This is a genomic window from Salinibacterium amurskyense (assembly GCF_002797685.1).
GTDB lineage: Bacteria > Actinomycetota > Actinomycetes > Actinomycetales > Microbacteriaceae > Rhodoglobus > Rhodoglobus amurskyensis.
On sequence record NZ_PGFH01000003.1, the window covers coordinates 12,286 to 26,063 of the forward strand.

Consider the following 13,778-nt stretch of genomic DNA (forward strand, 5'->3'; position numbering starts at 1 on the left):
CCCGCTTTTCGTTAACGCGGTTGCGGTTACGGCTGGGTAATCGCGTGGTCGATCAGTTCAGCCTGCTCGAGAGCGCTGCGCTTCGACGAACCGGTCGCCGGTGAGGCGGATGCCGGACGCGAGGCGAGCTTGATGTCGCGCGACTGAATGTGGCGCTGCAGTTCCAAGCTAATGAACGGCCAAGCACCCTGGTTCTCAGGCTCATCCTGAGTCCACACGATGTCAGCGTTCGGGTACTGGTCGAGCACGGTCGTCATGTCGGCAACGGGGAGCGGGTAGAACTGCTCGATGCGCACGACGGCGATGTGCTTGATCTCGCGCTTGTCGAGCTCAGCGACGATGTCGTAGTACGTCTTGCCTGAGGTGACGATAACGCGAGTGACGGCCGACTTGTCGTCGAGACGAACATCGTCAATAACGGGTTCGAAACGACCACTCGTGAAGTCAGCGACATCGCTCGTGGCACCGCGCAAGCGAAGCATCGCCTTGGGGGTGAACACGATCAACGGGCGACGCGGACGCGAGTACGCCTGACGACGCAGCAAGTGGAAGTACGACGCGGGAGTCGACGGGCGAGCCACGATCATGTTGTTCTCAGCACACATCTGGAGGTAGCGCTCGATGCGGGCAGACGAGTGATCGGGGCCTTGACCCTCGTAACCGTGCGGAAGCAGCATGACAACGCTCGAGCGCTGCGACCACTTCTGCTCGGCGCTCGAGATGAACTCGTCAACGACGATCTGGGCACCGTTGGCGAAGTCACCGAACTGGGCTTCCCACATGACGAGTGCGTCGGCGCGCTCTACCGAGTAGCCGTACTCGAAACCGAGTGCCGCGTACTCGCTGAGCAGCGAGTCATAGATCCAGAAACGTGACTGGTTCTCTGAGAGATTCTGCAGCGGCAGCCACTCTTGGCCGTTTTCGCGGTCGTGAAGCACCGCGTGGCGCTGCACGAAGGTGCCTCGACGAGCATCCTGACCGGCCATGCGAACCGGGGTACCCTCGAGCAGCACGGACCCGATGGCGAGCAACTCAGCGAAGGCCCAGTCGATGCCACCCTTGCGGCTCATGTCGGTGCGCTTCTTGAGTAGTGCCTGCAGCTTCTTGTGAACCGAGAAGTTGGCCGGAGGGTTGGCGTGAGCGTCACCGATGAGGTGAACAACGCTCTCGTCGATTCCCGTCGTGATGGGCTCACCAATGGCGTCGTCGCGCTGTGAACCAGGACGCTCAAGGTCAGAAACTCCGTTGCCATCCTTGGTGAGGATGGGCATCGAACCGGTCTGAGCGGCATGCGTTTCGGCGAAAGCGCGCTCCAGGCGGTCTTGGAAGTCCTGGTGGCTTGCTTCGTACTCTTCCTGAGTGATGTCGCCACGACCGACGAGGCCCTCGGTGTAGAGGGTACGAACGGAGCGCTTGGCTTCAATCAGGTTGTACATGAGCGGCTGCGTCATCGAGGGGTCGTCACCCTCGTTGTGACCGCGGCGGCGGTAGCAAATCAGGTCGATAACAACGTCGCGGTGGAACTTCTGGCGGTACGCGAACGCGAGCTCTGCAACGCGAACAACAGCCTCTGGGTCATCACCGTTCACGTGGAAGATCGGAGCCTGGACTGTCTTGGCAACATCTGTCGAGTATTGCGACGTGCGGCCTTCGCTCGGCGGCGTCGTGAAGCCAACCTGGTTGTTGATGTTCACGTGGATGGTGCCACCCGTGCGGTAGGCACGCAGTTGCGACATCTGCAAGATTTCAACAACGATTCCCTGACCAGCCATCGCGGCATCGCCGTGAACCATGACGGGCAGAACGGCGTACGAGCCGATGGGGCGACGGTCCTGCTTGGCGCGGACAATGCCTTCGAGCACGCCATCGACAGCTTCAAGGTGCGAGGGGTTAGCGGCGAGGTAGACGGGAATCTGGCGACCGTCAGCAGCAGTGAAGGTGCCCTCGGTGCCGAGGTGGTACTTCACGTCACCGGAGCCCTGAACGGTGCGCGGGTCTTGGGTTCCCTCGAACTCGCGGAAGATCTGACCGTAGGTCTTTCCGGCGATGTTCGTGAGCACGCTCAGGCGGCCACGGTGAGCCATGCCGATGGCAACCTCTTCAAGGTTGGCTTCAGCGGCCTTCTGAATGACGGCATCCAGCAGAGCAATCGTGGACTCGCCACCCTCAAGGCTGAAGCGCTTCTGCCCTACATACTTGGTCTGCAGGAACGTCTCGAAAGCTTCTGCCTCGTTGAGCTTGCCCAAGATGCGCATCTGCTCGTCGTGGGTCGGCTTCGTGTACGGCTTCTCAACGTGATCCTGAATCCAGCGACGCTGTTCAGGGTCTTGAATGTGCATGTACTCGATGCCAACGGTGCGGCAGTAGGCGTCGCGCAGCATTCCGAGAATTTCGCGGAGCAGTGCCTGGCGCTTGCCACCGAAACCACCCGTGACGAACTCGCGGTCGAGATCCCAGAAGGTAAGACCGTGGCTCGAAATGTCGAGGTCGGGGTGCGAACGCTGACGGTACTCCAGCGGGTCGGTGTCAGCCATGAGGTGACCGCGAACGCGGAAGGAGTTAATGAGCTCGTGAACGCGCGAGGTCTTGTTGATGTTGTCAGCAAGGTCGACGCTGATGTCGTTCGCCCAGTGAATGGGGTCGTACGGGATGCGCAATGCGGCGAAGATGTCTTCGTAGAAGTGGTTCTCGCCGATGAGACGCTCGTGAATCTTCTTGAGGAACTCGCCGGAACCAGCACCCTGAATGACGCGGTGGTCGTAAGTGCTCGTCAGTGTGATGGTCTTGCCGATACCCAGCTCAGTGAGGGTGCGAAGGCTTGCACCTTGGAACTCTGCCGGGTACTCGAGGGCGCCAGCGCCAACGATCGTTCCCGAACCGCGCATGAGGCGGGGGACCGAGTGTTCGGTACCGATGCCGCCGGGGTTGGTGAGCGAAATGGTGTTACCCATGTAGTCAGCGCCGGTGAGCTTGTTGGCGCGAGCGCGAGACACTACATCTTCATAGGCGGCAAGGAACTCGCCGAAGCCCATGGTTTCAGCATTCTTGATGCCGGGAACAACGAGAGAACGCGTGCCGTCAGGCTTCGGCATGTCGATGGCGATGCCGAGGTTGATGTGCGCGGGAGTAACAACCGAAGGCTTACCGTCGGGCTCGTCGTAGAAGACGTTCTGGCTCGGGAACTCCTTGAGAGTTTCGATGATGGCCCACGCGATGAGGTGAGTGAACGACACCTTGCCACCGCGAGCACGCTTGAGGTGGTTGTTGATAACGATGCGGTTGTCGATCATGAGCTTCGCCGGAATGGTGCGAACGCTCGTGGCGGTCGGAACCGTGAGGCTCGAGTCCATGTTCGAGGCGAGAGCCTTGGCTGCACCGCGCAGGGGAGCGACAACGTTCTCGGCCTTGGGCTTGGCGTCAGCCTCAGCCTTCAACGTCTCGATGGGAGTCGTGGTGGGGGCCTCGGCCGGAATCGGCTGGGGCTTCGCTTGGACCGAAGTCGTGCGAGCGACAGGCTGGCTGCCCGTGCTGGGGTTGGCCTCATCTGCGAAGGGCTTCTCAGCGGGTGCTGCTGCAGGAGCTGCAGGAGCGGCTTCGCTGGCGGCCTGCGGTGCAGCGGGCGTCGTCGCCGGTGCTGCAGCTGGCGCATCCGGCGTCGTTGACGCGGGAGCCGTTGTGGTGGGAGCTGAGTCTTTCGAAGGGTTATAGGTCTCGAGGAAGGGCCACCACGCCTCATCCACAAGATTCTTGTCTTCGAGGTACTTTGCGTACATCTCGTCGACCAACCATTCGTTGGCCCCGAAGTCGCCCGAGGAGTCTCCGTCCGCTGCGATTCCGGTTACTTGGCCTGACACGTCAAACCGCCTACTTTCAGTTCTGGTGTTCACTTCAACGACGCGCAGTCTGCGCGCCAGACATCCCCACCAATGTTAATCGCTTTGTTGTGCGTCTGCTGGTCGTGAGGCGGCGATCTTCGTTATTTTCATGACTTTTTTGCAGATTGTTTTCGAGTAGTGACCTTTAGGCTCGTGACCATGGATTTCTACGAGACCACGCCCACCCACGATTTGACCTACTCAGACGTGTTTTTGGTGCCGAGCCACTCGTCGGTGGGGAGCCGGATGTCGGTTTCGCTCGCCCCGGGAGACGGTACCTCGGCCACCATCCCTCTCGTTGCTTCGAACATGAACTCCGTCACGGGCCCACGCTTGGCCGCGAGTCTCGCTCGCCGCGGTGGACTCGGAGTGCTGCCGCAAGACCTCAGTGACACCGATATGGCGGATGCTCTGGCCTGGGTGCGCGCCCAGCCCATCGATCTCGATTCCGCCGTGTTCTTGAGCCCGCAAGACACCGTGGAACAAGCGCTACTTCTGGTTCCACCGCTCGCCGGCCACGGCGTTGTACTGATGAACGACGGCGCGCTCGCCGGAGTGGTGGATGCCGAACGCCTGGCCACTGCGTTGCCCGGTGCTGAACTGGGCGATATCGCCGGCGCTGACACCCACGCCATTGAGCGCGCAGACTTCGGTAGTGCCCGCGAGCTCTTCGACCTTCTGGTGGAGCGCGACCGTAACTTCGCCCCTGTTGTGGATGGTGGCACGGTAGTCGGCACCACAAGTAAGACGAGTGCGCTCCGTTCCACTCTCTATACCCCAGCGCTCGACAGCGAAGGCAAGCTTGCCGTCGCTGCCGCGCTCGGAATTAACGGTGACGTTGCCGCGAAGGCTCGTGCCCTCGTCGCCGCTGGCGCGAGCACCCTCGTTCTTGACACCGCGCACGGCCATCAAGAAGGGATGGTGCGAGCCGTTGAGATCGTGGCCGCGCTTGACCTGGGCGTACCGATTGTCGCCGGCAATGTCGTGACGAGTGCCGCCGTTCGCGATCTCGTGGGCGCGGGCGCCACGATCATCAAAGTCGGCGTTGGGCCCGGCGCCATGTGCACCACGCGCATGATGACCGCGGTCGGTCGCCCCCAGTTCTCTGCCGTGCTCGAAACCGCGGCAACCGCTCGTGAACTCGGCGCGCACGTGTGGGCAGATGGCGGAGTGCGCTACCCGCGTGACGTTGCGCTCGCGCTCGCGGCGGGCGGAGCATCCGTCATGATCGGCTCCTGGTTTGCCGGCACGATCGAAGCGCCGGGAGAGTTGCGCACCGACGACGCCGGCGCTCTCTACAAGACCAGCTGGGGGATGGCATCCACAAAGGCCGTACGCGCTCGCTTCGGCGGGCTCGACGCCTACGAACTCGCGCGCAAGGAACTCTTTGCCGAAGGTATCTCGGGCTCGAAAATCTACCTCGACCCTGCTCGCCCGTCGATCGATGACCTCGTTGACATGATCACCTCGGGAGTGCGCAGTTCGTGCACCTACGCCGGTGCTGCAAACCTGCGTGAGTTTCGGGAGCGCGCCCTCGTGGGAATCCAGTCGGCAGCAGGGTACGAAGAGGGCAAAGCCTTGCCTGTGAGCTGGTAACGCAACTCTCGTTTCTCAGCGATTTGTCCTATACTCAAGCCCATAATGGACGACCCTCCCTCTAGTCGTCGCCGGAGCCACGCTCCGTGCGACCATCACTTATTTTTCGCCCGTTCTCTACCTACCTCCGCGGCTGGAGGTGATCTGTCATGAATGAATGGCTTCTCTTCGCCGCTGGCCTCGTGCTGACTGTCGGCACCGGCTTCTTCGTCGCCTCCGAATTCGCGCTCGTGAACCTCGACCGTTCAGACCTCGAAGCTCGTCAAGAGCGTGGCGAAAAGCGACTCGCAACCACCATCGCGGCGCTCAAGCACACCTCGACTCACCTCTCGAGTGCTCAGCTCGGCATCACTCTGACGACACTGCTCGCGGGCTACACCCTCGAACCTGCTTTCAGCACCTGGCTAGAGGCACCGCTCGGTACCGTCTTGCCTGACGCAGCAGTGACCATCATCGCGAGCATCCTGGCCGTCACCTTTGCCACACTGCTGTCGATGATCGTTGGCGAGCTCGTGCCGAAGAACTTCGCGCTTGCACTCCCGCGAGCGACAGCCAAGTTCGTCGTTCCCTTTCAGGTGCTCTTCACGACGGTGTTCAAACCCGCCGTCAGCCTGCTCAACAACACGGCAAACGGCATCCTTCGTTCTGTAGGAATCGAGCCGAAAGAAGAACTTTCTGGCGCCCGCACCGCTGAAGAACTGACCTCGCTTGTGCGCCGCTCGGCCAGCCAAGGCAGTCTCGAAGCCGACACCGCAACGCTGTTGGCACGCACGCTGGCCTTTGCCGATCACACAGCGCAAGACGTGATGACTCCGCGACCACGGGTCGACAGCATCGACCGCACCGACAGCGCTCAAGACGTGATCGACCTCGCCAAGCGCACCGGTTTCTCTCGCTTCCCGGTAATCGACGACAGCATCGACGATGTTGTGGGTCTCGTACACATCAAGCAAGCCGTTGCGGTGCCCCACAAGAAGCGTGCCGACGTGCCCGTTTCGGCTCTGCAGACCGAAGCGCTCCAAGTGCCAGAAACGATGCGACTGGATGCCCTGCTCGCCGAACTGCGTGGCCGCGGTTACCAAATGGCCGTCGTCGTTGACGAATACGGCGGAACCGCCGGAGTCGCGACGCTCGAAGACCTCGTGGAAGAACTCGTCGGTGAAGTCTCCGATGAACATGACCGCTCGAAGGCCGACGTAGTCCGTTCTCGCGACTGGTTTACCTTCCCCGCAATTCTGCGCCCGGATGAGCTCCTCGAGCGCACCGGCGTTGAAGTTCCCGAAGAAGGCCCCTACGAAACCGTGGCCGGTTGGCTCATGAGCGAGCTCGGTCGCGTTCCGCGCACGGGCGACACGATTACCGCCGCAGGCGGAGTGTTCCGCATTGAACGACTGGAAGGTCGACGCATCGACCGCGTGAGGTTTACCCCTGATCCGATTGTCACCGCTACCGATGCCGAGGTGGTGAGCTAATGGACGTCTGGGGAATCATCTGGCTATTCGTACTGCTGCTCGTCAACGCTTTCTTCGTTGGCGCGGAATTTGCCGTTATCTCGGCACGTCGATCGCAGATTGAGCCGCTCGCGGCATCCGGTTCACGTTCGGCAAAGACTGCGTTGTGGGCCATGGAGCACGCGACGCTCATGCTCGCGGCCTGCCAACTGGGCATCACGGTGTGTTCGCTGCTGATCCTGAATGTGTCTGAACCTGCGATCCACCACTTGCTTGAAGTGCCGCTTGCGCTGACCGGTTTGAGCGAAGAGCTGATCAGCACCATCGCGTTCATCATGGCGCTCATCATCGTCTCGTTCCTGCACGTTGTGCTCGGCGAAATGGTGCCGAAGAACCTTTCGTTCTCGGTGCCCGACCGCGCGGTGCTGATTCTGGCTCCGCCACTGGTGTTCATCGCAACAGTGTTCCGCCCGATCATCGTTGCGCTCAACGCGACAGCGAACGGCATCCTGCGCCTCTTCAAGGTTGAACCCAAGAACGAAGCAAACAGTGTTTTCACGCTCGACGAAGTGGCGACGATCGTCGCACAGTCGACGCGCGAAGGCGTACTGACGGATGCCGGTGGCACGCTCACCGGTGCGTTCGAGTTCACGTCGAAAAAGGTTCGCGATGTCGCAATTCCGATGTCGGGGCTCGTCACGCTGCCCGAGGACGCCGCCCCGGCGGACCTCGAGAAGGCTGTAGCTCAACGAGGGTTCTCGCGCTACATCCTGCTGAACGATGCAGGGGAGCCCACCGGCTACCTTCACCTCAAGGATGTAATCGATCTCGACGAGAGCGAGTTCCACGAGCCTGTTCCGCCCAAGCGGATTCGCCAGCTCATTTCGATGTACTGCGAAACCGACCTCGAAGATGCCCTCGCGACTATGCGTCGCTCGGGCGTTCACGTGGCGCGCAGCTTCGATGCCACAGGCGAGACCACCGGTGTGCTGTTCCTCGAGGACATCATCGAAGTGCTCGTCGGCGAAGTGCAAGACGCCACCCGGCGTCGCTAACGACGTTCTCAACTATCGTTGTCATCCATGGATGCTGAGTCGATGTGGAGTGCTGCTGACGCGGCACGCCACATCGCTCTGCCCCGGGAAAGCGACGACAAGTACTCCCGCGGTGTACTCGGCCTGATCACCGGATCGGCCCAGTACCCGGGCGCCGCCGTGTTGGGGGTCGAGGCCGCCGCGCGTACGGGTGTGGGCATGATTCGCTACCTCGGAGCGCAGCGTGCTCAAGACCTTATTCTGCAGCGACGCCCCGAAGCCGTGATGGTCGATGGCAGGGTGCAAGCGTGGCTCATCGGTTCGGGCATGGATCATGCCGCGAGAGAGCCGGATGCCGAACGCCACATCACTGCTGCGCTCGGCCAGAACGTACCGCTTGTGCTCGACGGGGGAGCGCTCGACGTGGTGCACCGGGTCACCACGCCCACCGTGATCACGCCGCACTACCGCGAACTGGGCCGGTTGCTCGACGAACCCACGGAGTCAATCGCGGCAACCCCGCGCGACTGGGCGGAATCCGCCGCCACCCAACTCGGCTGCACTGTGCTGCTGAAGGGGCACACGACGTACGTGTCCGACGGCACGACGACGGCCGCGATTGCAGCTGCTCCCGCGTGGTTGGCTACCGCCGGCGCCGGAGACGCGCTTGGCGGCATCCTGGGGGCCCTCGTGGCCACTCATAGCCCTGCGGTGCTGGCAAACCCCGCACTACTCGTGGGGCTCGCTGCCACAGCCTCCTATGTGCACGGGCGCGCGGCAGCTCTCGCGAGCGACGGCGGCCCACTCACCATTCTTGATCTGTGCAGCAATGTCTCCCGGGTCGTCGCTGAACTTGCCGCGGCCTGCACGGACGCGGTCGCGACTGACACCCGACCGCAGTGCTGACCCGTCATGCGGTCAGCGCCATCGGGCTCTGGCTGCTCTTCATCGCGGCTCACCTCTGGCTCGGGCTGCTCAATCTCCACGGCCCCGGTAATCCGTTCGGTGACGTCACCATCGTTTACGCGGGGTGGGCGCAGCAGGCGTACGCCGCGGGCATTGTTGTGGGCGTGGACATCCCGTGGGTATATCCGCTGCTGGCCATTGTGCCGATCTTGGCATCGGTGAGCTTTGGCATCGAACTCATCGGCGCGACCTGGCTGACGCTCGTCATGCTGCTCAATCTCGTGGCGCTCGGCTTTCTCACCCGCTGGGGCCGCTCGCGTTCGGGTGTGATCATCGGATGGTGGTGGCTGGCCTTCCTCGTGGCCCTCGGCCCGATCGCGCTCGGCCGCATCGATGCCGTCACCGTCGCGATCGCCATGGTCGGAGTACGCCTCGTGACGACTCACCCTCGCGTTGCCGGAGTAGTTCTTGCCTGTGCCACGTGGGTGAAAGTGTGGCCCGCAGCGCTGATTCTGGCTGCGTTCATTGCCCTGCGTGAGCGTTGGGCGGTCGCAATCGCAGCAGCGGGAACCACGGCGACCGTCGTCGTCTTCGCCCTGCTGGCCGGGTCGGGCGGCAACGTATTCAGCTTCGTGACCGAGCAAACGGGCCGAGGCATCCAAATCGAATCCCCGGTCGCGGGCATCTGGCTCTGGCAGATCGTAGCGAAAGTGCCAGATTCGTTTGTGTACTACGACTCGAGCATTCTGACCTTCCAAGTCGCCGGTCCGGGAGTGGATGCCGTGGCTGCGATCATGACGCCGTTGCTGGCTCTGGTGGTGCTCACGATTGCCGCGCTCGGAATCCGCGCCGCCCGCACCACAGCGCGCCACGGAGGCAGCGCGCTACCGGTGCTCGCGCCCCTGAGCCTCGCCCTCGTTCTTGCCCTCATCGTCGTAAACAAAGTCGGCTCACCGCAGTTCGTGTCGTGGTTGGCGGTGCCCGTTGTGCTTGGACTTCTCAGCTCCACAATGCACTCCAGCTCCAGCTCCAGCTCACCTTTGAGCGACGGCATTCGCGCCCACACGAGCTTTCGGATGCCGGCAACGCTGAGCATCGCCATCGCCGTGCTCACGCAGCTCGTGTACCCGTTCTTCTATGACCGCTTGCTCTTCGCCGATCCGCTTCTGGTGGCGATCGTGAGCGCACGCAATCTGCTCTTGGTGACCCTGATGGTGTGGGCGATCGTCGAGCTCGTGAGGCTTGGTCGCCCGGCTTTCAGGCTTCCTCACGCCACCCCATCCACCGAAAGCCCTATGGCAAAGGAGTCAGCATGATCGTCGCATTCTCAATCGCACCCAGTGGTGGTTCGGATGGAACCGATTCGGTTCACGATGCGGTCGCCGCAGCCGTCAAGGTCGTCCGCGACTCGGGGCTGCCCAACCAGACTGATTCGATGTTCACGACCATCGAGGGAGACTGGGATGAAGTGTTCGCGGTCGTCAAAGCCGCGACCGAAGCAGTCGGCCAGTTTGGGTCGCGCGTTTCGCTCGTGCTGAAGGCCGACATCCGCCCCGGTCGTACTGGCGAAATGACCGGAAAGGTCGAGCGCCTCGAGCAAGCGATCATTCGCGCCGAGAGCTAACCAGCCAGCGCACTGCTGCCGCACAACACAATCGCCCTGACCCACACGAGTGGGGTCAGGGCGATTGGTGTTAAGCGTGGTGCCGAAAGATGCAGCCTACAAAGGGTGTGGCTTAGAGGTGGTGCATCGTGTCGGTCTCGATCAGGATGCCGTCTTCAAGAGCGCGCTTACGCAGTGCAACCTTGGTCCCGACATCGAAGCCCGCGACGCGGTACTTCTCGCGAATGCGCTTGAGGTAGCTCTTGGCGGTCTCTTCGGAGATGCTGAGTTGGTACGCCACCGACTTGACCGGCTCGCCGCCGCCGTAGAGCGCCATGACGCGACGCTCTTGAGCGCTGAGCTTGGGAGCGCCACCGATCTCGTCGGCGTTGATGGCCAAGTCGAGTTCGGCGGAGATGAACGACTCGCCCTTCGACGCTGCGCGGATCGCTTCAACGATCATGTCGGCGTCTTCGCTCTTGACGAGGTACCCGAGCGCGCCAGCAGCTAGGGCTTCGCGCACCACGTTCGGCTCAGAGTAGGTGCTCATGAGGACGACGCGAACGTTCATCGACTTGAGGGTGTTGATCTTGAGCGAGACGGGGATGTTGTCTTTGAGGTCGAGGTCGAGCAATACGACGTCGACGGGGAACTCAGGGTGAATGGTGAGTTCGGGCCAGGTGGGAACGGCAACGACCATATCGATGTCTTCCGCAGCCTTGCGGATCCACTCGGTGAGCGCACCGAGCAGCATTCGGTGGTCGTCAACGAGTGCGAGCCGGATGCGCTTTGTTGGTTCAGTCACGGTGAATTCCTCTGGTAGATCGTCTTATCTTACGAATTTATTGGTCTGCTGGGTTATCGACAAGGCATTCGATGTCGAGACGCACGCTCGAGTTCTCGATGGAGTCGGTGTAGGTTCCGACCTTCGCGACTGCCTCCCACGTTGAAGCATCGACTCGATTTCGTGCAACTCCGCTCGACGTGATCGAAATACCGACCGCCACTTTGTCTTCGAAGCCGGGCGCCAAAACGGTAGTTGATGGCGCGATTGTGATGTGGACGGAGTTTTTGGCTCCGCGCTTCGTGGTGTCGGTGACAAACAGCCAGGCGGTGGAGAGCAGGCCGTCTCGCTGCACCGGGTCGAGGAGGCCAGCAAGGCTGCCCTTGTCAGTGAGCGTGACTGATTTGCCGAGCAGGTCGGACTCGGTGATGGCGTGGTACAGCCAGGTTTCGCGACGCCCCTCGATGAGGTGCAGTCGCAATTCCGTAGCAAGCGACGCCGCTGTGGATGCGATTTTGGGTTCCAGCGGCAGCTTGGTGGTGCCATTCGCTACGGAGTCGAGCAGCTTTTCGGCGGCAAGGTCGAGACGAGCCAGTTCTTCGGATGCCATCATGCCGACCGCAAAGCGAGGTGCGGTGAGCGTGCTCTGCACCAGCACTCGGTCGAGTTCCACTTGCACAAGTTGCCGGAAGTTCGTGATGAGCGAGAGGCCGATCACGGTGGGCAACACGGCGAAGGCGACCGTGGTCACCTGGGGTGCGAGGTTATCGGTCGTCAGCGGAACGTTGATCAGGATGACCGCGGTCAGGCCAACGCCGACGACAGAGACCGCAACGATGAGCTCAGTGGTGGGGCGCACTGTGAGAACGAGCAGCAACGCCATTCCTGCAGCGACTGCCGCCGTGGCGTAGCCGCCGATGTCGTGGAGCTCCCAGACCGCGTAAATGTCGAGAGCCATCACGGCGGCAAGACCGACGACGAACAAGTAGAAGATCCACTGCGGAAGCTGTCCGCTCGTGAGCTGAACGATGGTGATGGTCGCCGCAATGAGCAGAACGAGGAGACCCCAGGCCACCGCAGCAATGATCGGGTTGGGATAGATGTCCCATTGGATGACGAGCCAGACGAGCCCGTAGATGGCACGGAGGCTGACGAGAATAGCGGCGCCGACGCCGACGAAACCGGTGCCGAGGCTGGTGAGTCGGGGGCTGTCATCCCGAGCAAGGCGACGAACTGTGGCGTTCTTAGAGTGGCGACCCTTCTCGCCGACGATGACGCCGAGAGTGTTCTCTTCGGGGGGAGCGTAGGTCATCGGGGAACCTCCAGCACCACGGTCGTGCCTGAGCCGGGGGTCGAGAACAAGCGGGCCTGACCGCCGACCTCTTTGAGACGAGCAACAACCGACTCCTTGAAACCGAGGCTTGCTGAATCGACGTCGTCGAGAATGAAGCCAACGCCAGAGTCGGTGATCATCGCCCGAACGGTTTTTTCGTCTTCGGTGATGGTGACGTGCGCTTCGGTGACTCCCGAGTGGCGACGAACGTTCTCGAGGCACTCAGCGAGCGCGAGCAAGAAAGCGTCGAGAACATCGCTGGGTAGGAGTACCTGACCGGTGCCGTGCCAGCTGACTTCGAGCCCCATGCGTCCGAAGCGTTGCTTGACCGATTCCAGCGTCGTGCCGAGAACGGTTTCGCTGACGGGGGCGCTGAGGTTGTAGTCACCGGAGGCCTGCGGCGTGGGGGTTGCCCCTAGACGCAATTGGCGTAGCAGGCGAGCGTCATCCCCGGCTTGCTGGCGCATGGCCTCCGCGGAGACGCCGACCCCGGAGTGGGCGAGCAGCGTGAGCGTCGCCAAGACAGTGTCGTGCAGCAGGCGGGCACCCTGGCGGCGCTGAGCTTCCGTCTCGCTGGCTTGCCGTTCAGCGCGGTGTGCGCGCCCGATGCTCGCGATGCGGCGAACGGCCTGCGGAACACCGGAGCTGATCCAGAATCCGATGAGCGCCGCGAGAATCCAGCCGAAAACCAGAAGAGCCAGCGTGCGCACGGGAGTCTGGAACGGCTCCATCGAAATGACGGTGACGCTCGAGACTGTCGCAAAACTCACGAGCAAAACGATGCGGCGGATGAGAGTGGTCGTCAGCACGATCGCGAGGCAGGCGAGCGACGCCGACGACAGTTGCGCGACAGCGGAGAGGCCGGCCTGGGTGGGCCCACCGGGAGTGCCAGCGACGAGCAGAATTACGATGCTGCCCGCAATGAACGAGGGAATGACCCAGCCGAGGGAGCGGCTGTTCCCCATCTGAAATTGCACTACAGCCATGACCGCATACAACGGGAGACAGAGGAACAGGGTGACCGTCGCGACGGCTCCGGGGATGCTCAAGCAGATGACCGATACGGTCAGAAAGCTGAGGCTCGCTACGCGCGCAGTGCGCTGCAGTAGGCGATCCCGTTCTTTAGCGATGAGGTCCATTTGGGGCAATGTTTGCACATTTCGTCCCTCTATCGGGGGTGACGCACCGCCTTTCGC

Annotated in this window: 10 protein-coding genes; 6 read left to right on the forward strand and 4 right to left on the reverse strand. The window is 62.1% G+C overall.

Going from position 1 to position 13,778, the window contains the following annotated elements:
• Positions 1 to 26: 26 nt before the first annotated feature.
• Positions 27 to 3,854, reverse strand: coding sequence for a multifunctional oxoglutarate decarboxylase/oxoglutarate dehydrogenase thiamine pyrophosphate-binding subunit/dihydrolipoyllysine-residue succinyltransferase subunit (locus CLV85_RS12190; protein WP_100389919.1), 3,828 nt, complete (start codon positions 3,852 to 3,854; stop codon positions 27 to 29).
• 180 nt (positions 3,855 to 4,034) lie between these two features.
• On the opposite strand from CLV85_RS12190, the gene guaB1 reads away from it, so the two are divergent.
• The 6 genes from guaB1 (at position 4,035) to CLV85_RS12220 (ending at position 10,486) form a co-directional block, all read left to right on the forward strand.
• Entirely contained in the window at positions 4,035 to 5,471 is a 1,437-nt protein-coding gene (gene guaB1 / locus CLV85_RS12195; RefSeq protein WP_100389920.1) for a GMP reductase, read from the forward strand.
• A 149-nt stretch (positions 5,472 to 5,620) separates the two neighbouring features.
• A complete protein-coding gene (locus CLV85_RS12200) occupies positions 5,621 to 6,943 on the forward strand; it encodes a hemolysin family protein (RefSeq protein WP_100389921.1) in 1,323 nt (440 codons plus the stop codon).
• Positions 6,943 to 7,977, forward strand: coding sequence for a hemolysin family protein (locus CLV85_RS12205; RefSeq protein WP_100389922.1), 1,035 nt, complete (start codon positions 6,943 to 6,945; stop codon positions 7,975 to 7,977). Before CLV85_RS12200 ends, CLV85_RS12205 begins: the two co-directional genes overlap by 1 nt.
• Positions 7,978 to 8,004: 27 nt before the next feature.
• Entirely contained in the window at positions 8,005 to 8,862 is an 858-nt protein-coding gene (locus CLV85_RS12210) for an ADP-dependent NAD(P)H-hydrate dehydratase (RefSeq protein ID WP_100389923.1), read from the forward strand.
• Positions 8,856 to 10,178, forward strand: coding sequence for a glycosyltransferase 87 family protein (locus CLV85_RS12215; RefSeq protein ID WP_100389924.1), 1,323 nt, complete (start codon positions 8,856 to 8,858; stop codon positions 10,176 to 10,178). Before CLV85_RS12210 ends, CLV85_RS12215 begins: the two co-directional genes overlap by 7 nt.
• Positions 10,175 to 10,486: a thiamine-binding protein gene (locus CLV85_RS12220; RefSeq protein WP_100389925.1), complete on the forward strand. Its 312-nt coding sequence runs from the start codon at positions 10,175 to 10,177 to the stop codon at positions 10,484 to 10,486. Before CLV85_RS12215 ends, CLV85_RS12220 begins: the two co-directional genes overlap by 4 nt.
• Before the next feature lie 112 nt (positions 10,487 to 10,598).
• Here the strand turns inward: CLV85_RS12220 and CLV85_RS12225 are convergent, their stop codons facing one another.
• The 3 genes from CLV85_RS12225 to CLV85_RS12235 are packed head-to-tail and all read right to left on the reverse strand — an operon-like array spanning position 10,599 to position 13,721.
• Positions 10,599 to 11,270 carry a response regulator transcription factor gene (locus tag CLV85_RS12225; protein WP_100389926.1) on the reverse strand — a complete coding sequence of 224 codons (672 nt, stop codon included), beginning with the start codon at positions 11,268 to 11,270 and terminating at the stop codon, positions 10,599 to 10,601.
• Between the two features lie 37 nt (positions 11,271 to 11,307).
• The gene (locus tag CLV85_RS12230; RefSeq protein ID WP_100389927.1) at positions 11,308 to 12,561 is read right to left on the reverse strand and encodes a hypothetical protein; all 1,254 of its coding nucleotides are present in this window, start codon (positions 12,559 to 12,561) and stop codon (positions 11,308 to 11,310) included.
• A complete protein-coding gene (locus CLV85_RS12235; RefSeq protein WP_100389928.1) occupies positions 12,558 to 13,721 on the reverse strand; it encodes a sensor histidine kinase in 1,164 nt (387 codons plus the stop codon). The genes CLV85_RS12230 and CLV85_RS12235 overlap by 4 nt, the downstream gene beginning before the upstream one ends.
• Positions 13,722 to 13,778: the final 57 nt, after the last annotated feature.